The sequence below is a fragment of the Viridibacillus sp. FSL E2-0187 genome (assembly GCF_038006425.1).
Classification (GTDB): Bacteria; Bacillota; Bacilli; order Bacillales_A; family Planococcaceae; genus Viridibacillus; species Viridibacillus arvi.
Genome location: NZ_JBBOVG010000001.1, coordinates 589,190 through 614,026, shown reverse-complemented (window position 1 = coordinate 614,026; position 24,837 = coordinate 589,190). Strand labels below are relative to the sequence as shown.

At 35.4% G+C, this 24,837-nt stretch carries 22 protein-coding genes and 1 other annotated feature; of the genes, 2 read left to right on the top strand and 20 right to left on the bottom strand.

From position 1 onward, the window contains the following. Positions 1-25 precede the first annotated feature (25 nt). The 7 genes from MHH85_RS02935 to MHH85_RS02905 all read right to left on the bottom strand — a co-directional run bounded on the left by MHH85_RS02935 (position 26) and on the right by MHH85_RS02905 (position 8,368). Positions 26-2,332 carry a glycoside hydrolase gene (locus MHH85_RS02935; protein WP_340705889.1) on the bottom strand — a complete coding sequence of 769 codons (2,307 nt, stop codon included), beginning with the start codon at positions 2,330-2,332 and terminating at the stop codon, positions 26-28. A gap of 37 nt (positions 2,333-2,369) precedes the next feature. Further along, on the bottom strand, positions 2,370-3,614 hold the full coding sequence (locus tag MHH85_RS02930; RefSeq protein WP_340705888.1) for a sensor histidine kinase: 1,245 nt from the start codon (positions 3,612-3,614) through the stop codon (positions 2,370-2,372). 118 nt (positions 3,615-3,732) lie between these two features. Beyond that, positions 3,733-4,380: a response regulator transcription factor gene (locus tag MHH85_RS02925; RefSeq protein ID WP_340705887.1), complete on the bottom strand. Its 648-nt coding sequence runs from the start codon at positions 4,378-4,380 to the stop codon at positions 3,733-3,735. Positions 4,381-4,482: 102 nt separating this feature from the next. Beyond that, positions 4,483-5,319, bottom strand: coding sequence for a metallophosphoesterase (locus tag MHH85_RS02920; RefSeq protein WP_193740691.1), 837 nt, complete (start codon positions 5,317-5,319; stop codon positions 4,483-4,485). Positions 5,320-5,618: 299 nt separating this feature from the next. Then, complete coding sequence (argF, locus tag MHH85_RS02915; RefSeq protein ID WP_193740692.1) at positions 5,619-6,584, bottom strand: ornithine carbamoyltransferase; 966 nt, start codon at positions 6,582-6,584, stop codon at positions 5,619-5,621. Positions 6,585-6,722: 138 nt separating this feature from the next. Further along, complete coding sequence (locus tag MHH85_RS02910) at positions 6,723-7,811, bottom strand: M42 family metallopeptidase (protein WP_038187710.1); 1,089 nt, start codon at positions 7,809-7,811, stop codon at positions 6,723-6,725. 71 nt (positions 7,812-7,882) lie between these two features. Continuing rightward, positions 7,883-8,368: a dUTP diphosphatase gene (locus tag MHH85_RS02905; RefSeq protein ID WP_340705886.1), complete on the bottom strand. Its 486-nt coding sequence runs from the start codon at positions 8,366-8,368 to the stop codon at positions 7,883-7,885. Positions 8,369-8,452: 84 nt separating this feature from the next. Here MHH85_RS02905 and MHH85_RS02900 point away from each other — a divergent pair, with 84 nt between their 5' ends. Beyond that, positions 8,453-8,830, top strand: a complete 378-nt coding sequence (locus MHH85_RS02900; RefSeq protein ID WP_193740694.1) for a sigma-w pathway protein ysdB — start codon at positions 8,453-8,455, stop codon at positions 8,828-8,830. Between the two features lie 710 nt (positions 8,831-9,540). Here MHH85_RS02900 and MHH85_RS02895 read toward each other — a convergent pair. The 4 genes from MHH85_RS02895 to hmpA all read right to left on the bottom strand — a co-directional run bounded on the left by MHH85_RS02895 (position 9,541) and on the right by hmpA (position 14,553). Next, positions 9,541-9,804, bottom strand: coding sequence for a DUF1294 domain-containing protein (locus tag MHH85_RS02895; RefSeq protein ID WP_227752126.1), 264 nt, complete (start codon positions 9,802-9,804; stop codon positions 9,541-9,543). A 109-nt stretch (positions 9,805-9,913) separates the two neighbouring features. Further along, the gene (locus tag MHH85_RS02890; protein WP_340705885.1) at positions 9,914-11,374 is read right to left on the bottom strand and encodes a DUF5776 domain-containing protein; all 1,461 of its coding nucleotides are present in this window, start codon (positions 11,372-11,374) and stop codon (positions 9,914-9,916) included. Between the two features lie 245 nt (positions 11,375-11,619). Further along, the gene (locus tag MHH85_RS02885) at positions 11,620-13,071 is read right to left on the bottom strand and encodes a DUF5776 domain-containing protein (protein WP_340708115.1); all 1,452 of its coding nucleotides are present in this window, start codon (positions 13,069-13,071) and stop codon (positions 11,620-11,622) included. 297 nt (positions 13,072-13,368) lie between these two features. After that, positions 13,369-14,553 carry an NO-inducible flavohemoprotein gene (gene hmpA / locus MHH85_RS02880; protein ID WP_340705884.1) on the bottom strand — a complete coding sequence of 395 codons (1,185 nt, stop codon included), beginning with the start codon at positions 14,551-14,553 and terminating at the stop codon, positions 13,369-13,371. A gap of 168 nt (positions 14,554-14,721) precedes the next feature. Here hmpA and MHH85_RS02875 point away from each other — a divergent pair, with 168 nt between their 5' ends. Beyond that, positions 14,722-15,165: an RrF2 family transcriptional regulator gene (locus MHH85_RS02875; RefSeq protein ID WP_193740698.1), complete on the top strand. Its 444-nt coding sequence runs from the start codon at positions 14,722-14,724 to the stop codon at positions 15,163-15,165. Positions 15,166-15,328: 163 nt separating this feature from the next. On the opposite strand, the gene rplT is transcribed toward MHH85_RS02875, so the two are convergent. The 9 genes from rplT to MHH85_RS02830 all read right to left on the bottom strand — a co-directional run bounded on the left by rplT (position 15,329) and on the right by MHH85_RS02830 (position 24,820). Then, the gene (gene rplT / locus MHH85_RS02870; protein ID WP_038187728.1) at positions 15,329-15,688 is read right to left on the bottom strand and encodes a 50S ribosomal protein L20; all 360 of its coding nucleotides are present in this window, start codon (positions 15,686-15,688) and stop codon (positions 15,329-15,331) included. 54 nt (positions 15,689-15,742) lie between these two features. Further along, complete coding sequence (gene rpmI / locus MHH85_RS02865; protein WP_038187730.1) at positions 15,743-15,943, bottom strand: 50S ribosomal protein L35; 201 nt, start codon at positions 15,941-15,943, stop codon at positions 15,743-15,745. A 37-nt stretch (positions 15,944-15,980) separates the two neighbouring features. Further along, the gene (gene infC, locus MHH85_RS02860; RefSeq protein ID WP_053416598.1) at positions 15,981-16,487 is read right to left on the bottom strand and encodes a translation initiation factor IF-3; all 507 of its coding nucleotides are present in this window, start codon (positions 16,485-16,487) and stop codon (positions 15,981-15,983) included. Between the two features lie 367 nt (positions 16,488-16,854). Beyond that, positions 16,855-18,045, bottom strand: coding sequence for an iron-containing alcohol dehydrogenase (locus MHH85_RS02855; RefSeq protein ID WP_193740699.1), 1,191 nt, complete (start codon positions 18,043-18,045; stop codon positions 16,855-16,857). Positions 18,046-18,285: 240 nt separating this feature from the next. After that, on the bottom strand, positions 18,286-20,220 hold the full coding sequence (thrS, locus tag MHH85_RS02850) for a threonine--tRNA ligase (RefSeq protein WP_340705883.1): 1,935 nt from the start codon (positions 20,218-20,220) through the stop codon (positions 18,286-18,288). Positions 20,221-20,384: 164 nt separating this feature from the next. Next, positions 20,385-20,627, bottom strand: a binding site (T-box leader). A gap of 76 nt (positions 20,628-20,703) precedes the next feature. Then, entirely contained in the window at positions 20,704-21,648 is a 945-nt protein-coding gene (gene dnaI, locus MHH85_RS02845) for a primosomal protein DnaI (RefSeq protein ID WP_193740701.1), read from the bottom strand. After that, on the bottom strand, positions 21,635-23,062 hold the full coding sequence (locus MHH85_RS02840; RefSeq protein ID WP_340705882.1) for a replication initiation and membrane attachment family protein: 1,428 nt from the start codon (positions 23,060-23,062) through the stop codon (positions 21,635-21,637). Before MHH85_RS02840 ends, dnaI begins: the two co-directional genes overlap by 14 nt. 23 nt (positions 23,063-23,085) lie before the next feature. Next, positions 23,086-23,553, bottom strand: a complete 468-nt coding sequence (gene nrdR, locus MHH85_RS02835) for a transcriptional regulator NrdR (RefSeq protein ID WP_053416602.1) — start codon at positions 23,551-23,553, stop codon at positions 23,086-23,088. A gap of 244 nt (positions 23,554-23,797) precedes the next feature. Next, positions 23,798-24,820 carry a glyceraldehyde-3-phosphate dehydrogenase gene (locus MHH85_RS02830; RefSeq protein ID WP_053416603.1) on the bottom strand — a complete coding sequence of 341 codons (1,023 nt, stop codon included), beginning with the start codon at positions 24,818-24,820 and terminating at the stop codon, positions 23,798-23,800. Positions 24,821-24,837: the final 17 nt, after the last annotated feature.

Here is a 24,837-nt window from a genome sequence, read left to right as displayed (position 1 = left end):
TAGTTACAGTAGATCTATTTTACGATTACTTCTTTGGTGTATAAATGGTTTTACTATTCCCATCAACGATTAACACTGATTTCGCAGGTACTTTCTCGCCTTGAACAGTAAATTCATCTTCAGAGAAATTTGCCACTACACTTAAATCTTTACCATATTCAGTCATTTGAACTAATCTGTCATCTGAAAGAATTTTATAATCTGTCATTTCTTCCTTTATTGCTTTTTTGCTGAAATTTGACCACACTTTTGAGTGGTTTATTATTGTTGTTTTGTACTTTTCCCACTCGTATTTATCAATGTGATAAAGAGGAGGGACATTGTAAAGTATTTCATACAGCATTCTATTTTCAATTTCATCTGCTATTTTTAGAGTACCCCATCCCCACCAATAAGTCGTGATTACAGAATCATTGTAAACTAACTTATATAACGGGATAGTGTAGTTTGAATCCAAAAATAATTTCTTGTACTTATCCTTTACTGGTATTTGCTTAGAAAATAGCTCCGGAACTCCACCAGTACTTGAATAGTATCTTCCTACATAATAATTACTCTCTTTATTTTTACTCATATCTTCATCCATCCAAGAAAATGAAGGGGTTTCTATTCCATGCGCAAAAGCAATGGTTTTGTTAGCAAAATCATTGCCTCCCTCAGTTCCAACTACCATTCCCCATTCTTTTTGTAGATATTCCATTCTCTTAATTCGAGCTTGAACATCTTCTGCTTCAGTAGTAGTATGTTCTGGTGAGTAGTCATCAAAGATTTCTCCTGTACCGTCTGTATCTAAAAACCATGAGTTAAATGGTAAACCAGTATTTATAATTGATGTTACTCTTTCTTTCACACTCGGCATTGCTAATGTCGGATTCAACTTTCTACCTACACCTTGGAATCCTTCAATTTTACTTCCATCTTTTTTAGTGACGGTTGCATTATCAAAAAGTGAAGTATCATTATACTTAGCCGTTTCCCACTGTTCTTTACCCGGTTCATGGATTGAATGATACGAATCGTAAGTACCGATTAAATACCCCTGTTTTTCTGCTTCTTTTACTAACTCTGGTTTAATAAAACCTTCTTGCCAGTCGTCTAAACCTATCCACAAATTTGCTAACCCTGAATGCTTCATATCCTTTATGACATCTACAGTATTTGCATCTGCCCACTTTTCTATTGGGTCCACTACGTTTCCAAGCTCACTTTTTAACAATCTTTTATTAAGTTCAATCAATTCTACTGGATTTAACTTATCTATTTTCTTATTTATTAGCTTTTGAATTTCTTTATCCTCTTTAGTAAATACTTCCGGATTATAAAATTCTTTAAGTTGCATGACAGCACTTAAGCTTTTTACTATTCTATTTTTAGTATATTTGTCTACGTAATCGTAAGCATTTAAATCATCAAACGCAGCTGCAAGCTCTGTTCCATCTTCAACTTTAGTAGTTAATAATTCCTGAATCCATAATTTCAACTTTTCAGGGAAACTACTTCTCAATCCTGGCCATTGTATATTTTCTTCTGAAATTACAGTTCTGTCCCAATAATAAACATGAGGAGCACCATATAGTTTTTCAATATTCTTATTTTCTTCAGCCTTTTCCTTTAAAGATTTAAAGTCGCCTTGCTCAATCAAATAATTTTTATAAGTTTTGGCAACATGTACTGGATCTTTTTTTGTTAAATATATTCTAAAACCATATTCCTTCTTTTTATTGATAGATGGAAACTCATGATTAAAAGTAAACTCTATATTTTTCTTTGTATTAAAAGCAATTTCATTATTGTAGGGATTTTTAATAATATATACTAACGAATATTCATCTTTATCAACCGCAAAAAATTGCATGGAGAAAGACTCAATCAATTTCATTTTTTCTTCATTTAGATAGTCTTTCCAAACTGAATCATCACTTGGAATGTACTTCCCTTGATTTAATGGGAGTAGGTATCCATTACCTTTCACTTTCGGCCAAGAAAACGAATTTTCTTCATCTTTACTAGACTTGATGGTTACATCTACATACTTATCTTTCTTTTCGATATCAATATCAAGACCCTGTTCTGCATAGGTCCAGCTAATGTTATCTTTATCATCTATTAAATTTGAAACTTTCATCTTCTCCAATGGTTCTGATGCCTTTTCCTTAGTTCCATTGGATTCCACCTCAAGCTTAAAGGTTTCCGGATCTACATTAAAGTTAAAATCTAAATTATCCATTTGCGTATTGATCTCTTTGTTAGGCTTTTTTTCTTTGCCAACACATCCCGTAAGAACACTAGTAGCAAAGACTACAATTAACATGATAGATAATATTTTTTTCATGTCTCGCACCTCCTAGTCTTAGACTATCTTGGGCTTGTTACACGAATGTGACAAAAAACTCTAACTTATTATTTTTTAATTCAAATCCATAATCCACATTGTGATTATCCAAAATGGTCTTGATAATAGGTAAACCCAATCCTGTTCCAGAAAGCTCCTTACTTCTTGATTTTTCTAGTACATAGAAGGGTCTCCAAATATTTTCTAAGTCATTTTCATTCATATCACCTATACCGTTAACAATCGTAATTTTCACGGCATCATTGTCTTTCTTTAAAGTAATTTCAATATTCTTGTCATAAGAATATTTAATAGCATTCGTAATTAAATTATCGAGTACAATATCCATATCTTCTTTTTCAGCTTGAATTAAATATTCTTTGCTCACATCTATATTTAAAGATAAGTTAATATCGTATTCTTGTAGGATCAGCTTGTACTTATTTGTCATCTCAATAATTCTTTTACCTATATCAAAAGTAGATTTGTTTAATGTGCTATTCTCTAGTGCTGTCCAGAACAATAGCTTCTCTATTAGAACATTCATTTTTTCAATCTGTTCTTCAATGGTATCCCTGTAAGTGCCGTCATCCAGACCATCCGATATTCCTTGTTCGTATACTTTCACTAATGATAGTGGTGTTTTCAACTCATGCGATATATCTGCCATTAGTTCTTTCAAACGCTTATTTTGACCATTAATTTCTTCGTGCGCTTTTTCTAATTTCCCACTCATTATGTTTATACTTTTTGCTAGTTCTCCTACTTCATCATTTGTCATTATCTCTTCTTTCCTAAAATTTAAATTGGCTATATCTTGAGATAAATTTTTCAAAGATTCTAATGGTCTTGTGATTTTGTTTGATATCATCACTACTAGAAAGACAATTAAAATGACGGAAATGGACATCAAAACAATATTAAATCTATTTACTATGGAAATTGTATCTTCCATATGCGGCAAAGGTAATCCAATAGCGATTATATAATTATCTATTTTCATAAATTTAGTCAAAACTTTATATTTACTTACTCCTTGGTCGTATATCTTATTTACGCTTTTTTCCTGCAACTTATCCAACGTCTGTTCAGTAAGCCAAAATTTGTTTAGCTTTATCTTTTTCTTTTCAAACTCAAAAATTATTCTTTCATTAATTTGATCCAAACTTCCACTTGCTTCTGAATAGACAATAGTAATAGCGTATTTCTCTTCTAACTTTCCCAAATCATTTAAAAGGTTTTTCTTAGGCTCCTTGAGTATATCGCTAGCAGCTTTATCCAAAACCTTTCTTTGCTCATGAATGTAATATCTGTCTACCAAAAATATATTTGCTAGTATCGAGAATATATAGATGCAAATTACTACTGATGATATACCAATGGAAAATTTATTTTTAATTTTAATCTTCTTGCACCTCCAGGCAGTATCCAATGCCTCTATAGGTTTTAATTAGGTCATCTCCAATTTTAGTTCTTAATCTTCTGATATGAGTATCTACAGTTCTATGATCTCCCTCATAATCCAAGCCCCAAACTAAATCAATCAACTTATCCCTTGATAAAATCATGCCTTTATTTTTTATGAAGAAAAGCAATAAATCATATTCTATCTTTGTTAGTTGGATAGGTTCATTATGTTTATATGCTTTCTTTTCACTCTCTTTGATCAGAATATCTTTCACTTTTATTTCTTCACTCATATTCAATAGCTTTTTTACTCTTAATATTAATATTCTTGGATCAAATGGTTTCTTTATGTATTCATCTGCTCCACCATGTAAAGCGTGTAATTCGTCTTCATTTTGACTTTTTGCTGTTAGTATTAGAACTTTTGTTTGACTGTTTTCTTTAATATATTTGCATGCCTCTATTCCATCAATTTTAGGCATCATCCAATCTAAAATTGCTAATTCAACCTTAGTAGTTTCAAAAATCTCCAATGCTTCCTGGCCATCTCTTGCCTCTAGAATATTGAAGCCTTCATCTTTTAAATAAGCTGAAAGTATTTTAACCATATGCTGTTCATCGTCAGCAATTAGAATATTCATTTTCTGCTCTCCTTTCCGATTTTGGATATAAAGGGAAGCGCCAAATAATTCCTAATCCAGAGAATAGGAATATTATTTGACGCTTTTTCTTTTAAAATCACTTCATATAGTTATATTAAACACCGATATTTCTGCAGGGTTCCAAAATCGAACTGGAATCCTCGTAGTTCCAATCCCACTATTGACATATAGGTACTTATTATTTTCTAGCTGATATAATCCTTTAGTGTATTTCTCTGCAAGCGGGGGCGTATATATGGGGCCAATCAATGGCACATCAACTTGTCCACCATGACTATGCCCAGCAAGTGCTATATCAATATTGTCATACCCCACATCTTCTATAAGATCAGGTTGGTGTAGTATAAGGAGATTCGTACCCTGACTATTAATACCTGAATAAGCTTTTTGAATATCAGGATTTCCAAGCATTGCTTCATCCAACCCTATAATATTTATTACTTGTCCATTTTCAAGCTCTATTGTACTACTTTCATTTGTTAGTAACTTAAATCCAGATGCATTCATTATATCTTCATAAAACCTAACTCCACCACCTCCACGGTCATGGTTTCCCCATACTGCATAGTTTCCATATTTACTACGTAGTTTACCCAATATTGCACTTATTTTTGACCTATCTTCAAATTGAGAAGGTACATCCATTAAATCTCCTGTAAAAGCTATTACATCAGGTTGAAGTCCGTTAATTTTTTCTACAAGCTTCTCAAGTTGCTCTAGTGAATAATTAGGTCCTAAATGCACATCTGAAAATTGTACTACCTTTAGCGCACTCTCTCCTCCTGACGTAAGTTCGAGTTCATATTCCTTTGTAACAAGACGTTTTGGTTCTATTTCAAATGAATATGTAACGATTCCCGCTACAACTATACTTAATATTATTACGCATTTTATTATGATAAAAATTAACCTTTTCATTTTTACACTACCATTCTACCTTAGATTAAACAGCTTCTAATCAAGGTCCATGCAGAGTTAATAGTATTTAAATGCTTTCCACACTTGAAATTTTTTCCATCCCTGCAAAGCTATTTTGAATTAGACTAAGCCAAGTCTGTTACGCGAATGTTACAAAATACTATATTTTTTGATGTACTCTCTTAACTCATCAAAAAACAAAAAAAGATAGGTAAGGCAAATACTCTTTTGCCTTACCTATCCTTAATTTTGATAACAAAATTGCGTTCTTTAACTATTATATATTTCGAATTGAATAATTATCCTAAAACCGAAGCCAATACAGCCTTTTGAGCATGAAGACGATTTTCTGCTTGTTCAAAGATAAATGAATTTGGTCCATCTATAACAGATGTCGCTACTTCCTCTTCACGGTGTGCTGGCAAGCAGTGTAAGAACATATAATCCGATTTCGCATTCGCTACTAATGCATCGTTAATTTGGTAGTCTTTAAAGTCTGCTAAACGTTTTGCAGTTTCCTCTTCTTGCCCCATTGAAGTCCACACATCTGTATAAATGACATCAGCATCCTTCGCTGCTTCAGCTGGATCATAAGTGAATGAAACCGTACTACCATTTGAAGCAGCAATTTCAGTTGCTTTTTTCATGACCGCTTCACTTGGTTCATATTCTTTAGGTGTTGCTACAACAACATCCATTCCTACATGTGCAGCCGCTACTACTAATGAATGCGCTACGTTGTTTCCATCACCAATATACGCAAGCTTTAAACCCTTCACATAACCTTTTTCTTCTGCAATTGTTTCAAGGTCTGCAAGTGCTTGGCATGGATGAGCAAGGTCTGTTAAACCGTTAATAACAGGAATAGATGCGTGTTCAGCCAGTTCTTTTACCATCTCATGTGAGTTTGCGCGAATCATAATACCATCTAAATAACCGGATAATACATGCCCTGTATCATAAATAGACTCACCACGTCCGATTTGTAAATCGCGAGCATGCATGAACATACCTTTACCACCCAGTTGATTCATACCTACTTCAAATGAAATACGCGTACGAGTAGAATGCTTTTCGAAAATCATTCCTAGCGTTTTCCCCTCTAATAATGGTGGACATTTGCCCTCTTTAGTTATTGTTTTCAATTGAATGGATAAGTCCAGTAAGCCTTGTACTTCCTCACTTGTATAATCTACAAGCGAAATTAAATCTTTGCCTTTTAAGCTTTCTACTAATTTTAACTGCACTAATTCTAAAAGTTTCATATATGATCCGCTCCCTTTTGTTTTTATTGTTAATGACCATTATACATATGCATAAATATTAAATCAAATGTATTTTTATGTTTTTTCAAAAAAATTAAACTCCTTTACTCATGTGAGCAAAGGAGTTTAATTTACATCTTATTCAAAGATAATTTTATTCACTGTATCACGGTCTAGTTTCTTAATTACTTCAATGATTAATTTAACTGTGTTTTCAAAGTCATCACGATGTAAAATACCTGCATGTGAATGAATATAGCGCGTTGCAATACCGATTGATAAAGATGGTACACCATTAGCAGTTATGTGAATTGCACCTGCGTCTGTACCGCCTCCTGGAATGGCTTCATATTGGAACGGGATACCATTTTCATTTGCAGTATCCACCACAAGATCACGTATACCTTTATGTGCAATCATCGATGCATCATAAATAATAATTTGTGGACCGGCACCAATCTTACTTGTTGATTCTTTTGATGTAATTCCTGGTGTGTCACCAGCAATACCTACATCAACTGCAAAACCGATATCAGGTTGAATTTTATGCGTCGCTACTTTAGCTCCACGTAAACCAACCTCTTCTTGGACAACACCACATCCGTAAACGATGTTTGGATGTTTTTCATCTTTTAGCCCTTTTAATACTTCAATTGCTATCGCACAGCCGATACGGTTATCCCATGCTTTAGCAAGTAAATGTTTTTCGTTTTTCATTACTGTAAACTCAAAATAAGGTACGACCATATCACCAGGTAAGATACCCCATCCTTCTGCCTCATCTTTAGAAGTAGCGCCGACATCGATGAACATATCTGTAATTTGGAAAGGTTTGTTGCGTACCTCTGCCGGTAAAATATGCGGTGGTTTAGAACCAATTACCCCAATAATCGTTTCACCTTTTCGTGTAATGACTTGCACTCGTTGTGCTAGCATTACTTGTGACCACCAGCCACCTATTGTTTGGAATTTTAAGAAGCCTTTATCGTCAATTTGAGTGACCATGAAGCCAACCTCATCTAAATGGCCAGCTATCATAACTTTAGGTCCGTTTGCATCGCCCACTTTTTCAGCGATTACTCCACCTAAATTATCACTATCCATTCTGTCTGCGAAAGGAGCAATGTACTTTTTCATTACCTCGCGCGCTTCACGCTCGTTACCTGAAGCTGCACGTGCGTCAGTTAGTTCTTTCAACATTGTTAAAGTCTCATCCAATTGTTGCATTATTTCGACCTCCTAAATATTCGAATCTTTAACTATTATAATGTAACAATAGACAATTTTCAAAAAATATTTTAGTATCCGTTACGTTGACGCTCATAATTTTTTTCGTTTTTCGATATATACGCTCGAACGATATCTTCGGCTGTAAAATCTAGTGCATTTGCCAGTGCACCGTATAATACCCACGCTTCTTTATATTGAGCTCTCTCCGGCTTAAGGATGAAGTTTAAAACCGCCCCTTCTGTCTGGATGAAGAGATCCGTCAAGTCTCCTTCGCGGTTAGCTATTGGCCACTCTTCTAAATCATCGAAACCTTTCATAATACCTAATGACAATAAAAAATGAATAGAATCCACGAACTCCTCTAAAATTACCAAACTCTCTGATGGTCCCTTTGTGCTCCAAAATTTAAAGCATCGTGTTTCATTTGCAAGTTCACCCAACTCAACAAGTAATGCTAACCCTTTTTCACGGAATACATCTTTTGTAATTTGTTGTGTTTCTTCAATAAATGTATCCAGTTGTTGCTGCATCGCAAAAAGTTTTTGTAAATTCATTATAATTCTCCTAACATTTTTGAAACTTTTCAATCTCCTTCATCGTATAGGAAAGGATAATGTTTGTACAAGGGGGAACTGTAGATGTTTGTTCTCATTCGTGTTTTATTAGTCGTGCTCATTTTATATGTCATGTATAAAGTTATTCGCTACTTTTTTAATCCAAAGCGAAAATTTGATGATGCGGTGCAACGTAGAGGTTATTACTTCTATGACGATTCCAAAAATGCACGAAAGAACTTTTTTATATCTTATAAAGGCGCTATGTTTGAAGGGGAAAAATATCTAGGAACAGCTAACGACACATTGGAAGTGGTATCCATTTTCATTGATACGAAAAATGAAATGGAACTTCGAGGATTAAAGAAAGATGATATTCTATTTTTAGAAAGTGAAATCCTTCTCCACTACCCAAACGCAACAATTAGCTGGAAAAATCCAATTGAACAATTGATGAAGTAAAAAAGTACCGTCTTTTTTAGACGGTACTCCAGACTGTAAACAAACTCGAAGAAATTTCGAGTTTGCCTACAGTCTTTTTTCTTTTACAATAAATATAGATGAATACTACCTTTGATTTCCGCTGCGTGCGGACGCTTTCCGCGGGCGGGGCCGAGCCGCTTCCTTAGCTGCCCTCAGTCCAGGGTCTCGACTATCCCGCTTTTCCCGCTGGAGTCGCCGCACTCCGCTCCAATCAACTGAAAATGTAAATACTACAGTCTACTATAATTTTTTGAGGTGATGGACAACCTTACGAGGTCTAAAAAAATTGCCCATGCAAGCGACGATTACTTTTGCTGCCATGAATCTATAAAAGCTCGCCACTTGGACATGGCAAGCAGCTTAATATTGTGAAATTACTTGAAGAGTATGGTTAATTGAAGTGAATAATTTTATTGTTTAAACCAAAAAAAGAACGAAAAAATGACAAAAAGCATCGAGAATAGTCTTCTCGATGCCTTTTGTTTTTTATATATTTTGGTTATTGTAGATCCTCTTTTATACCATTTTAGGAAATCGCCACCTCCGCTCCAATCAACTAAACATGTAATATAAACAAATCTTTTGAAGTTAGGAAAATGATAATTAGACAAAAAAACTATAGATAAACTCGAATTTCTTCGAGTTTATCTACATTCGGAAAGGCATCTTCTTTTTATGATGGTACTTTTTCATTGATAAATAGCTAATGAAATAACTGCATATACAACCGCGATTGCCGGTAAACCAAAGACAAAGGAAGTATGTTGCGTTTTATGACGGAAAATGCGCATCCCTATATACGAACCTATTCCTCCTCCAAAAAGCGCAACAAGCCATAACGTCCTTTCTCTAATACGCCATTCATGGTTAATAGCCTTCCTCTTATCATACCCCATTAAAATAAAGCCAATTGAAGACATTAATAGTATCCAATAAAGTATAATTGCACTCATCTTATTCTCCTTCCAGAGAGATATTTTATTATAAAAAACACACAGTCTAATTGCTGTGTGTTTTTACTGATTATTACAATTATATATACTTATACGAATACTATACTAATTATTTTGCTTTTACATAAGTTTTCTTCGCTGTAATATAATAACCATTCGATAATTTTAATCGTGGTGTTCCATTTTCCCCATATGCAATACTACTTACTTTAACAGTAGATCCTACTGCAATTGCTTTCCCTCTATTAGCTGCAGTAAAAGAAGTACCTTTATATTGGTAGACTTTCTTGGCAATTTTAACTTGGCCAGGATTACTTGTCCAGTATTCATAGTAGTTAGTTGGTAATTTTAATACATAATCTTTATTCGCAGTGATATACGAGCCTGATGTCGTTTTTAATCTCGGTGTGCCATTCTTCGTATATTCGATATCTTTAATGGTTAAGATAGTATTTTTTTTGACACCTGAAATTTTATTACTAGTTGTAAGATTTACACTCTTATATGCATTTAACCCTTTTTTCACAACAATATTTTTCGGTACCGTTGTATAGTATTGATCAATTTTACTTGTTACTTTTAATACAAATTTTTTATTCGCCGAGATATATTGACCGTTTGTTAATTTTAATCGTGGTGTTCCATTTGCAGAATTCACGATTCCTGAAACTGACACTATTGAATTCTTTTTTAATGCCGCTCCTTTACTCCCAGTAGAAAAACTTGGCGAACTGTATTGGTAAACTGTTTTCTTAATAACTACTTTTTTAGGGTTAGTAGTATAATACTCATCTTCACCCGCTGTTTCAGCATCAGCTTCTTCAGTAAAGAAATGTAGTGGTGTGTTTGGGTTTAAACGATTTAAATCTACATAAGTTGAAATACCAGGTACGATTCCCTTATCTGTATATTGCCATAAGTTATAATTATAAGCTGGGGGAGTATTCGTATTGTTGTAACGGGGTATCCATACAAAATCAAATTTCGATGTATCAATATTTAAATCTTCATATAAATGGTGCGCAATGTATACACCTATCTTTTTATCTGTTTTAGTTCGTAGTTGTTTCACGTATGCATTGATAATTGTTCGCATACTTTCGCCAGATGTACTTGTATTTTCTTCAACATCTAATACATAGAAATTCGCATCTTTACTTGCGCGGTTGTAAAAAGAATTTGCCTCTGCTTTCGCATCTGCAGAAGATTCTGCTAGGCTATATGAGTATACGCCAAAAGGTACACCGTATTTGAGAGCACCAGCTTCATATTCCTTATGCTTAATATCTTCTAAGATTGAACCGTACTGTGTGCGAATAATAACAAGATCTAAATTCTTACTTGCCGTTGCCCAATCAATAGTCCCTTGCCATTTAGAAATGTCTGCAATAACCGGCTCTGCAGAACGTAATCTCATATTGGAATTAACCTTCACTTCAGTTTCGGTTTCCCATTTTGTTTTGCTATCTGGATTAGCAGGTCCTAGTTCATCTGCCGAAGTAATTTGCACGGCAAAAAAACTCACAGCAACTAAACATAATAGCGCTGTCATATAACGTAGTTTTTTCATATTCATATAGCTCCCTATGTATTTTTTGCTATTTTAATAGTTGAAACAATCTAGTAATAGCCTACTTAAGCATAACAAAGTCTATATAACAAATTGAACACAACTTCAAATCATTTCCTTTACAAACTTTAAGTTCCTCTTACAGTTATATATCATAACAGTTTGCAACTGTTATATTTCACAAACAAAAAACAATGAAAGAAAATAGAATTCTCCTCCTTTGTTCTGTTTTCTCCTACCTACTGTTACTGCACATAACTTTTATTTGCAGTTATATAATAGCCATTTGATAATTTTAATCTTGGCGTACCACCTTTTGTATAGACAATAGCGGATACATTTAATGTTTTCCCTTTTGCTATTGCTATATCTCTATTTGCAGAAGTTAAAGAAGTACTTTTATATTGATAAATTTTCTTTACTGTTTTTACTTTACTAGGTTTAACAGTAATATAGTTCGAAATGTTCGCTGTCGTTTTTAATACATAATTTTTATTTGCAGTTATATATGTTCCCGACGTAGTCTTCAAACGTGGTGTACCACCCGTTGTATAATCAATATCCGCAATACTAACAATCTTATCTTTATTTAACGTAGAAACTTGTTTAGAAGAGGTAAAGCTTGTACTACTATAACTCCTCACTGCTTTCTTTATAACGACATTCTTTGGTACAGCTGTATAATAATCGTCAATATTCGAAATCAATTTTGCGACATAACTTTTACTAGCTGTAATATACATTCCATTAGCTAACACCAATCTTGGTATTCCATTACTCGAGTAATCCATGCCTTTTACTTCAACAATTGTGTTTTTGCTTAGTGAACCGGTTTTTCGTGAAGAAGTGAAATTTTTATTGTTGTATTGGTTCACTTTTTTTCTTATCGCAACTTTTTTAGGGTTCTTAGTGTAGTAATTTGATAGATCAATAGGCTTATTATTATCACTACTATCTTTTGTAAAGAAATCTAATGACACATTTGGATTCAATCTATTTAAATCGACATTTGTATTAATTCCACGCACTTTTCCTTGGTCCGTATATTGCCATAAGTGATACTCATAATCCGGTGGTGTATTAGTAGTGTTGTATCTAGGAATCCACACAAAATCAAATTTTGATGTATCGATATTTAATTGATCGTATAAGTGATGAGCAATGTAAACGCCAATTTTCTTATTTGTTTTTTTACGTAATTCTGCTACATAAGCATTGATAATATCACGTACACTTTCTCCATCCGTTGTTGTTTCTTCAATATCAATTACATAAAACTTAGCGTTTTTATTGGCACGGTCATAAAAAGTATTTGCTTCAACTCTCGCTGCAGCAGTAGATTTTGCTAAACTATATGAATATACACCGAATGGCACACCGTATTGCAATGCCCCTGCTTCATATATTTTATGATATGTATCTTCCAAACCACTACCATATTGAGTACGAATAATCGCTAAATCTAGTACTTTACTAGCTGTTGCCCAATCAATTGAATTTTGCCATTTCGAAATATCCGCAATGACTGGCTCATTAGATTGCACTCTAGCATTCATCTTATAAGGCGCTTTTTCTTCTTTGTCCCATTCAGTAGTACTATCTGGATTAGCTGGCGCTAAATTGTCCTCTGCAAATGTTGTTATACTAAAAGAACAAATTACTGTCATGCAAACAAGTACAAGTAAAAACTTTTTCATTTTCAATGTTTAAATCCCCTTACCCTTTCTTCTAAAGTCATTCTACTATGTTTCTTGACTTTGAACTCTATGAGTTTAACAAATTCAAACGTTTTCTAACATCCACTATTAAGACGAATTTTATTTCTTTTACTAGTTCAATACAATCGGAATTATTATTCTAAAAAAACTTTAGACCTATAAATCACAATTATTTTTTCATTAAAGTTTAATTCATATGACTTTTTTAATATTTTTTTGTTTTTTCACAATAAAACGCCACTAGAAGTTTTTACACTACTAATGGCGTTTGACGTTCTATGCTTTTAATTCTAATTGCATTGCTGGTCCGAAAAATTCAAAATGTACTTGTGATTCTGTGAAGCCTAATGCATATAAATCATTGATGACTGCTTCCATAAAGTTAACTGGACCACATACATAAACGTTACTACCTTCAGCTACATGTTGTTGTATAAATTCACGATTTATAATACCATTTGGTTCATCAGAATTCAATTTGAAATATTTAGCATTTGGCATTTTTGCTAATACAGCATCAATTTCTTGTCCAAATGCATGGTAATTTTCTGAGCGCGCACAATGGATAAATGCCGTCTTACGAATAGCATCTGTAGTTGCAAGCGTTTCAAACATACTCATTAATGGTGTAATACCAACACCACCACTAATGAATGCAACAGGTGCCTTTGAAGTCATATCTAATTGGAAATCACCAGCTGGAGCACTTACTTGTAATGTATCTCCCTCTTTAAGCTGTTCATGTAAATAAACTGATACGACTCCATTTGGATGTCCTTCATCTTCACGTTTAACTGAAATTCGGTATGCATCTTCACCAGGTGCTTGTGATAAGCTATATTGACGGTTATGCAAGTATCGTTCTCCTGGGATTTCAATTTGCACAGTAATATATTGACCTGGTTTGTATTCAGGTAACTTTTTACCATCAGCTGGTTTTAAGTAAAATGAAACGATTTTTTCGTTTTCCAGTACTTTTTTCGCTACCACGAATTCTTTAAAGTAGCGCCAGCCGCCTTCTTGAGCTTCTACTTCTTTATACATTGCTTCTTCTGTTTGGATAAATGCATCAGCAATTACGCCGTATGCTTCGCCCCATGCTTGGATAATTTCATCTGTTGCTGCATCACCAAGAACTTCTTTAATAGCTTTTAATAAAAACTCTCCGACAATTGGATAATGCTCTGCTTTTATGCCTAAACTACGATGTTTATGAGCAATTTGTTTTACAACGGGTAAAATGGCTTCTAAGTTTTCAATATGCACTGCTGCTGCATAAACAGTATTTGCTAAAGCAGTTTGTTGACGCCCTTTAGCTTGATTTGCATGATTAAATATATTCAATAGTTCAGGATGTGCTTCAAATAAATTACGGTAAAACACCGTTGTAATGGCCTTACCATGAACTTCCAATACTGGTGCTGTTGATTTTACAATTTCCATAGTTGATTTAGATAACATATAAAACACTCCTTTTCTTAACTGTCTATAATTTACGCCTATTTTCATTTTAAAGCAATATCTAAAATACATCTTTAACACAAAAGACACATTTAAAATACATCTTTTAAATTTTTAGACACAATTCAATGCCATGTTATAATGTAAAAAGAAATGGTGGTGAATCAAATGCGTTTGACTTTGTATACGGATTATTCTCTACGCGTCTTATTGTATCTTGGCGCGAGAAATATTGAGGATCTCTCTACAATTAAAGAAATTTCAGATGCTTATGGTATTTCTAAAAACCATTTGATGAAGGTTACGCACGAACTCGGAAAATTAGGTTACATTGAAACTGTTCGAGGTAGAGGTGGCGGTATTAGGTTAGCTTTAAAACCAAAAGATATTGTCATAGGAAAATTAGTCCGACAAACCGAGGAGGACTTCTACCTTGTAGATTGCTTTAATCCAGAATCGGTGGGCTGTATTATTTCACCTGTCTGTAGTTTAAAGGGTGCCCTCAACAAAGCATTACATGCATATATAGCAGTTCTTGATGAATATACATTAGATGATTTTCTACATTCAAAAGATGAATTGGCTGCACTTTTATTTCCCGATAAAAGATAAAAAGAGATAATCTCTTAATCAAAAATGATTAAAGATTATCTCTTTTTTATTTGTAAAAAACACATATAATTGCACATGCTATACTTATATATAATTTCTCTAACAAAAAAACTCATGAATCATAGATTCATGAGTTTTAATAAACCATGCTAGAAAGCATGAATTATTTTGCGATTGCTTGTTTAGCAGCATCTGCTAATTGAGCGAATGCTTGTGCATCAGTTACTGCTAAATCAGCTAACATTTTACGGTTAACTTCGATTTCAGCAAGTTTTAAACCGTGCATTAAACGGCTGTATGAAAGACCGTTTACACGAGCTGCTGCATTGATACGTGTGATCCATAATTTACGGAAATCACGTTTCTTTTGACGACGGTCACGATATGCATATTGACCTGATTTCATTACTGCTTGGTTAGCTACTTTATAAAGAGTATGTTTAGAACCGTAGTACCCTTTAGCTAATTTTAAAACTTTTTTACGACGCTTGCGCGTTACTGTACCGCCTTTTACGCGTGGCATAGTGATTACCTCCTGCTATTCATATATTATGAATTTGTATGTTTTCGAATCGAATTATTTCATGTAAGCAAGTAGAGACTTGATACGTTTGTAGTCTCCTGAAGAAACTAATTGACCTTTACGTAGGTGACGTTTCGCTTTAGTTGATTTGTTCGCGAATAAGTGGCTACCAAATGCGCGGTCACGTTTTAATTTACCAGTACCCGTTCTTTTAAAACGTTTCGCAGCACCACGGTGAGTTTTCATTTTTGGCATGTCGAATTCCTCCTAAACTGTTCGTGTAACTATAAAATTACTCTTTTTCGTTCTTTGGTTGTAAAACTAAGAACATGCTACGGCCTTCCATCTTCGGTTTTGATTCAATCGTAGATACTTCAGCACAAGCCACAGCAAAGCGATCTAATACACGTTGGCCAATTTCTTTGTGCGTAATTGCACGACCTTTGAATCGAATAGATGCTTTAACTTTGTCTCCTTTTTCAAGGAACTTGATCGCGTTACGTAGTTTCGTTTGGAAATCGTGTTCATCAATAGTTGGGCTCAAACGAACCTCTTTCATCACGATAACTTTTTGATTCTTACGTACTTCACGATCTTTCTTTTGTTGCTCGAATTTAAATTTACCATGGTCCATAATACGAGCGACTGGCGGTTTGGCCTGAGGAGCCACAAGGACAAGATCCAGATTGGCGCGTTCGGCAATCTCCAAAGCTTCGTTACGTGTCTTAACTCCTAGCTGATCACCGTTATGATCGATAACACGAAGTTCACGTGCGCGAATACCTTCGTTTACATACATGTCTTTGCTAATAACAATCCACCTCCAAATAGTGTCGCGAATACATGGTTTGGGCTAGTTGCCCGATGACCGGTACGAATATTTCGATGTCCACAAAAAAACGAGCGGACATAGTCGAAATGTCCGCCCGCCGATATATGTACACGCCTAAATGCGTGATCCGTTCTATCATGTAACCTGTAAACATCATCTGATGAGTCAAACAGGTGAGAAGCGGGCAGCCTCTTCTTCAACCACAAACTTTGTATTCATTAACCTTTCTAAATTTATCATGTCTATTCGCTAATGTCAATGATTTTACTCGACGTTTTTCAAAAGAAAAAGTATTTACGCTTAAATTAGCGTAAATACTTTAAATTAACTCATATTAACTATTCACTAAAACCTGTTCTTTAACTGGGAATTTGCATGCATTACGAATAATTTCTTGGACTTGGTCTAATGTTGGTTTACGTGGATTCGATGCGGCGCAAACATCTAACATTGCATTTTTTGCTAATGTTTCGATGTCCTCATCCTTCGCACCAAGTTCCGCAAAACCAGCTGGAATACCTAAGTCTTTTGATAAACGCTCAATCGCAGCAATAGCAAGATCTGCTGCATCACGTTGGCTTAAGCCTTCTACGTTTTCTCCTAAGTGTTTAGCAATTTCCGCAAAACGGTCTACTTTTGCCACTAGGTTGAAACGACATACATGTGGCAGTAAAATCGCATTACAAACACCGTGCGGTAGATCATAGAAACCTCCGAATTGGTGTGCAATCGCGTGAACATAGCCAAGTAAGCCATTGTTAAATGCCATACCTGCTAAAAATTGTGCATAAACCATTTGTTCACGAGCTTCCATGTCTTCACCGTTTGCTACAGCACGTGGTAAATATTCTACTACTAACTGCATCGTCTTCACTGCACATGCATCTGTAATTGGTGTAGCTGAAGTTGATACAAAGGATTCAATCGCATGTGTTAGTGCATCAAGACCAGTAGCCGCAGTTAATTGTGGAGGCATACCAACCATTAACTCGGGATCATTAATCGATGCCAGTGCAGTAACATGCTTATCGACAATCGCCATTTTCACTTTTCTTGTAGTGTCAGTAATAATGGTGAACTTCGTCATTTCGCTTGCCGTTCCAGCAGTTGTATTAACAGCAATAAATGTTGGTAAAGGGTTACTTGATAAATTAACACCTTCATAATCCGAAATTTTACCACCATTAGTTGCTACAATACCAATGCCTTTAGCCGCATCATGTGCACTTCCGCCACCTAATGACACAATCGCATCACAGCGTTCGTTTTGGTATACTTCCAATCCTTCTGCTACATTAATATCCGTTGGGTTTGGTACGACTTTAGGGAAAATTGCTACATCCACACCAGCGTCACGAATAATTGTTGCTAATGTTTCGGATAAACCTAATTTGTGTAATCCTTCATCAGTTACAAGAAGTGCTTTTTTTACGTTGTAGCCCTTTAAACGACTACCTACTTCTTGAATTGTCCCAGCTCCAAATAAATTAATAGACGGCATATTAAATTCGCTTTGTACACCCATGGATAAATTCCTCCTCAGACTCAAATGGTTTGTAATTACTTGCAATAACTACTTTTCTAGTATCATCTATACATCAAGTATTCTCAACTTCTAATTTTGACATATTTTGTATTTAAAAGAGGAAATAACGTAACCCAAAGCAAAGGTTTTATCAGAAAATAGCAGATGATATTTCGTAGGATTAAGAGCATACAAAAAGGTGACTGGACATTAATGTCCAGTCACCTTTTTAGATATTACTTATTCAAAAGAAACGTCAGCTTTTAAATTCGCTAAGAAATCTTCAATCGCAATGCTTTCTGAATCTTGAGAGCCATAGCGACGTACGTTTACACTACCTGCTTCTAGTTCTTTATCACCTAATACAAGCATGTAAGGAATTTTCTTCATTTGTGCTTCACGGATTTTGTAGCCAAGTTTTTCTTCACGATCATCCATTTCAACACGGAAGCCTGCTGCTTGAAGTTTTTCTTCTACTTGTTTTGCATAGTCAAAGTGAACTTCGTTTGATACAGGGATGATTTCTACTTGTACTGGCGCTAACCAAGTTGGGAATGCACCTTTATATTCTTCAATTAAGAAAGCAACAAAACGTTCCATTGTTGATACAACACCACGGTGGATAACAACTGGACGATGTGGTTTACCATCTTCACCAACATAGCTTAGGTCGAAGCGTTCTGGTAATAAGAAGTCAAGTTGAACTGTTGATAAAGTCTCTTCTTTACCAATTGCAGTTTTTACTTGTACATCAAGTTTTGGACCATAAAATGCTGCTTCGCCTTCTGCTTCGAAGTAGTCTAGGCCTAGCTCATCCATTGCTTCTTTTAGCATGCCTTGTGCTTTTTCCCACATTGCATCATCATCGAAGTATTTTTCAGTATCAGCTGGGTCACGGTATGACAGACGGAATGAGTAATCATTTAAATCGAAGTCTTTATAAACACCAAGTACTAATTCTACTACGCGTTTAAATTCTTCTTTAATTTGATCTGGTCGAACGAAAATATGCGCATCATTTAGAGTCATACCACGGACACGTTGAAGTCCTGATACAGCACCAGACATTTCGTAACGGTGCATTGTACCAAGTTCAGCGATACGTAATGGTAGGTTACGGTAAGAGTGCATTGACGATTTGTAAACCATCATATGGTGTGGACAGTTCATTGGGCGTAAAACAAATGTTTCGTTATCCACTTCCATTGGTGGGAACATATCATCTTGATAGTGTGCCCAGTGACCTGAAGTTTCATAAAGTTCTTTAGAACCTAAAACCGGAGTGTATACATGTTTGTAACCAAGTGATATTTCTTTGTCTACGATATAACGTTCAATTGTGCGACGGATTGTTGCACCGTTTGGCAACCATAATGGTAAGCCTTGACCGACTTTTTGAGATGATGTGAATAATTCAAGTTCTTTACCAATTTTACGGTGATCACGCTCTTTTGCTTCTTCTAACATCTGAAGATGCGCTTTTAAATCATCTTTTGTAAAGAAGGCTGTTCCGTAAATACGTTGTAGCATTTTGTTATCTGAGTTACCTCTCCAGTATGCACCAGCGATTGATAACAATTTAAATTCTTTAATTTTACCTGTAGATGGTACGTGTACACCTCGGCAAAGGTCAAAGAAATCGCCTTGTTCATAGATTGACACTTGCTCATCTGCAGGAATAGCTTCGATAAGCTCTAATTTATATTCATCATCAATTGCAGTGAAGCGTTCGATTGCTTCAGCACGTGAAATGTCTTGGCGAGTGATGACGATGTTTTCAGAAACGATTTTCTTCATTTCTTTTTCTATTTTCGGAAGATCATCTGCAGTAATTGGTTCTGGTGAGTCGATATCGTAGTAGAAACCACCTTCAATTACTGGACCTACTCCAAGTTTTACACCTGGGAACAAACGCTTAACAGCTTGCGCTAAAAGGTGGGCTGTAGAGTGACGCATTACTTCTAATGCCTCAGCATCAGAAGGTGTTACGATTGCAATGTCACCGTCTTCTTCTAAAGGTGTTGTTAAATCTACTAAATGTCCGTTGAATTTACCAACGATTGCTTTTTTACGAAGTCCCGGGCTAATTGATTGTGCAATTTCTTCAGTTGTTGTACCTTTTGCAAATTCCTTTACTGCGCCATCTGGGAATTTTAAATTAATCATGTCTGCCATTTTGTAATCTCCTTTTAATTTTATTTATTTTAGCCTTACGAGAGGTATAGGTCCGCATGTTGCAGGATTCGTAGTCGTTGCCACAAGACGTGGCGTATTTAGACTGCTTTCCTTAAAACAGGCCACTTCAGCATTTAGATAAAAACGCAAAAAAGCCCCATCCCAAAAGGGACGAGGCTGTATTCTCGTGGTTCCACCCTTCTTCCTTCTACTGCCCGCACTTAAAAGAATGCAGGTATAGACGAAGCTCTCGATCGGCTAACGGGCCGTTACCGTCGACAATTACTAGTACATTCACTGTCGCTGCTCCAAGGGGGTAAATGATTTGCCGTACTAAGAAGCTTCCAGCCTAGGCTTCTCTCTCTAAAAGTCGTACAAAAAATTGTTGTCCTTTTCAAAGCATTTTTTTATATTATGACTGAAAGTATACGCTCGATTAAGTTTAAAATCAAGTAGGAAAAAAAGTCCTTCAAAAAGATGTAACTATTTCTGATCTCTTCGGTTTTGCCCACTCATTCGAATTGGCGTCGTCACTGCTTTAATACGCTCCATAATTCGTGAAGCTTTTAACATATCACGATCACCTTTTTGGTTATAAGCTAAATGGTCTTCTAATTCATCATAACCAAGATTCGATGTGATAAATGTCGGCAATTGCTCAGCCATTCGATAATGAAAGATCGTTCCTAAAATTTCGTCACGTGTCCAACTCGACAACGTTTCTGCTCCTAAATCATCTAGCATTAACACAGGTGCCTTTTTCACAAAATCGATTTTCTCTTGTAAAGATTGATCTTGGATTGAACCTTTCATTTCACGTAAAAATTCAGGAACAAATACTACAACCGATTTGATTTGTAAAGTCGCCAATTCATTGGCAATAGCCCCTAATACAAAAGATTTACCGACACCAAATTCACCGTATAAATAAAAACCTTTTTGAGGAAGTTCACCCGTTTCTTTAAATTCACGAACGAAATCTGCTGCTCTATTGGCGATATTTACACGTGAATGGTCATCAATCATTAAATCTTTGATTGTTGCTCTTAACACGTCTTTTGGCATATGCATACTCGAAATCATAGAGGCCGCTTTACGACGCTCATCATCCATGCGTTTTTGTTGGCACGGTGTATACTCAACTTCTATTGATTCGCGGATAATAGTCAACTTCGGGATAAATCCCTTTAATGCATTTTGACATTTCACAACGGATGGGCATGAATCACAATCATGTTGTTGACCTGTATATTCATATAGTTTAACGAGACCACGGTCTACCATATCTTTATTTACTTCTTGATCATTGTCAGCTAGAAATTGCTGGACACCTTTATTTTCAAGAATTTCTCGCTTCATTTGCTCGTATCGTTCTTGAAAAGTTTGTGAATCCATCACTTTTCTAAGTTGATTATTAATCGGTTCCATGTGAATCCACCTGCCCTTCTTCTATTCCTAGTTTTTCTAGAATTTTACGTCTTTCTTCTTCAAAATCAGTCTCATTCTTAACTACTTCTTTTGAAGTTTCTGTTACAGTATCTTCATTCTGAGGTTTCTTTTCTTTATTTTTCTTAAACCAGTCAGGTACTTTTTCTTCTCGCCCACCGCTGTAGCGTTTTTTCGTTGCAGGTTTTTGCTCAGCTGTTTTCCATTCCATATACTGCTTATGCTCTTTACGCGCTAAGTCCATTGCTTCTTTCGTCGTTTTCACACCTTTTCGAATCCAATGTGAGGCAATCTTTTCGACATAGTTTTTAGTTAGCTTCATGTCGGTACGTAAAAGAACATACTGAAGTAATGCATTTACAACACCAATTGGCATTTGATATTGCAGGACAAGATTTTGAGCAAGCTGAATGTCTGCAGGAATTGGTTCTTTCCCATCTGCGATATCACGCAAGACATCAATTGGAGCAGTTGTTTCTAGGTAATGAATCAATAACTCTTCCTTCGTCTGCAAAGCTTGTTCTTTTGTATTCTTTTTCTCTGCTTCATTAACTGCTGTTTGGAACGCTTGTTGCATAGCAGGTGGTTCTGTTGAAACAGTCAATTTGTAATAATCAGCTGCCGATTTCTTTAATCTTGACTCCGTTAAAGTCATATGATCATCTAGCGCAAGCATAACAACTTTTTGCATATCTAACGGTGTTAAATGATATAAAAAAGCTAACTTTGCAATTGTTGCATTCGCTTCAGCAGTAAGAGCTGAAGATGGTACAAGTTGTTCTGACAATCCAGCTCTAAGTAAAGAAAAGTCGAAATCCTCGTAGTTAAATGGTAGTTCTTTAGGTTTCTCTTTTTCCTTTACTGTCTGCTCATTCTCAAAGGATGGTAAATGATGCTGCACAGGACGATAAACATCTGTAAATGTTCTTGACACTTCCTGATAGCCATCATTTGATGGACCCTTCTGAACGAATCGTTGGCGCAATTGTCTATAGGCTTGTTCACCAATTTTGCTAAATAAAAACATGGATAATAAGGGATCATTAAAAAAAGCTGATGCTTCTAAAGGAGGCATCACGTCGTACATAAATGAGCGTACATCCTCGGAATCTTTACGCCAAGTACGCATTAAACCAATAGCTTCTAATGCGATGCGCGACTCGAAAATCTTTGCGATCGGCATATCAAGTGAGTTCATTAAATGGTAATGTGATAATTCAGCTTCAGTCGTACTTTCCCCTTCAGCCCAAAGCATAAAGTACAAGCTAATGGGTTCAGCACCTATTAACGGCTGGTATAGCAACGTAATAAGCTGGCGATCGTAACTAGATACGGGAAATGGCATTCGAATGGACAATCGATCAACGGGCTGTAGTTCTTTATATAAATGCACCACGATCACCGTCCTCCATATCGCATTTATTTGTCATCGGATTGTCTTTCTATTAATTCTTTTAATTCATCAATAAAGACATTGATATCTTTAAATTGACGATATACAGAAGCAAACCTTACATAAGATACTTCGTCAATTTTCGCAAGTCGATCCATAATCATTTCCCCGACATCTTCTGTTTTCACTTCTGAGTTACCGATTCTACGTAGATCTTGTTCTATAGCAAATACTAATTCCTCTAATTGATTAAGGGCTACTGGACGCTTTTCACACGCTCGGATAAGACCTCGCAAAACTTTTTCACGGCTAAATTCCTCACGTGAGCCGTCTTTTTTCACGACGATCAACGGCATTTCTTCTACTTTTTCAAACGTAGTAAAACGATATGCACACGATTCACATTCTCGGCGTCTACGGATTGCTTTATTGTCATCTACTGGTCTTGAATCAATTACCTTTGTTCCATTAAACTGACATGCTGGACATTTCATATTTTTTCTCTCCTGATTGCAAAACATTTTAGTTTATCTATTATATCAAATAATGCTTTAAAAAATCGAAAAAATGCAGTGGAAATTCTCAGATGTATGATAAAAATACTGTTTTCAGCCAATATAAGGTCGATACTAACAGAAAAAACAGACATATGTTCACAGTTACTTGATGTTTTTTTCTATTCTTAAACTAAAAAACCCTTTCTAGTACACTACTAGAAAGGGCCATATTATATTAAAATTAAGCGTTTACAGAAGCCATAAGAGCAGCTGCAACTTTTTTCGTTAAATCTACGACACGTGTTGAATAACCCCACTCGTTATCGTACCAAGCAAGCACCTTCACTTTACGACTACCGATTACCATTGTAGTTAGGCCATCGATTGTAGCTGATGCTGGGTTTGTATTAAAATCTACTGATACCAATGGTTCCATTGTGAAGTCTAAGATTCCTTTTAGTGAACCAACTGATGCAGCTTTGAACGCTTCATTCACTTCTTCAACCGTAACATCTTTGTTTAAATCTACCACTAAATCTACTAATGAAACATTTGGTGTTGGAACACGAAGTGCCATACCATGTAACTTGCCTTCTAGTTCTGGTAATACTAGGGTTAGAGCTTTGGCAGCTCCTGTAGAAGTAGGGATAATTGAAGCCGCACAAGCACGAGCACGACGTAAGTCTTTATGTGGGTTATCAATATTTTTTTGATCATTTGTATATGAATGCACAGTTGTCATTAAACCGTTGTCGATGCCAAAAGTATCATTTAATACTTTTGCAACTGGCGCAAGACAGTTTGTAGTACAACTTGCGTTTGATATTACATCATGTTTTGTAAGGTCTAATTTTTCGTCATTAACACCCATTACAATTGTTACATCTTCATTTTTCCCAGGTGCTGTTAAAATAACTTTTTTAGCTCCTGCTTCTAGATGCAATGCTGCTTTTTCACGAGCATTGAATTTACCTGTTGCTTCGATAACGATATCAACATTCATTTCTTTCCAAGGTAAGTTCAAAGGATCACGTTCACTAATAAGTTCGACACGTTTACCATTTATGATTAGGGCTTTTTCTTCAAATTGAACATCCCCATCAAATCTTCCGTGATTTGTGTCATACTTAATCAAATGTGCTAACGTTTCAGCCGGGTAACTAGCATTAATTGCAACAATATTTAAATCATCTTGAAGTATCGCTTGACGGAACACCATGCGGCCAATACGGCCAAATCCGTTAATAGCAATAGAAACTGTCATGAATAATATCCTCCTGT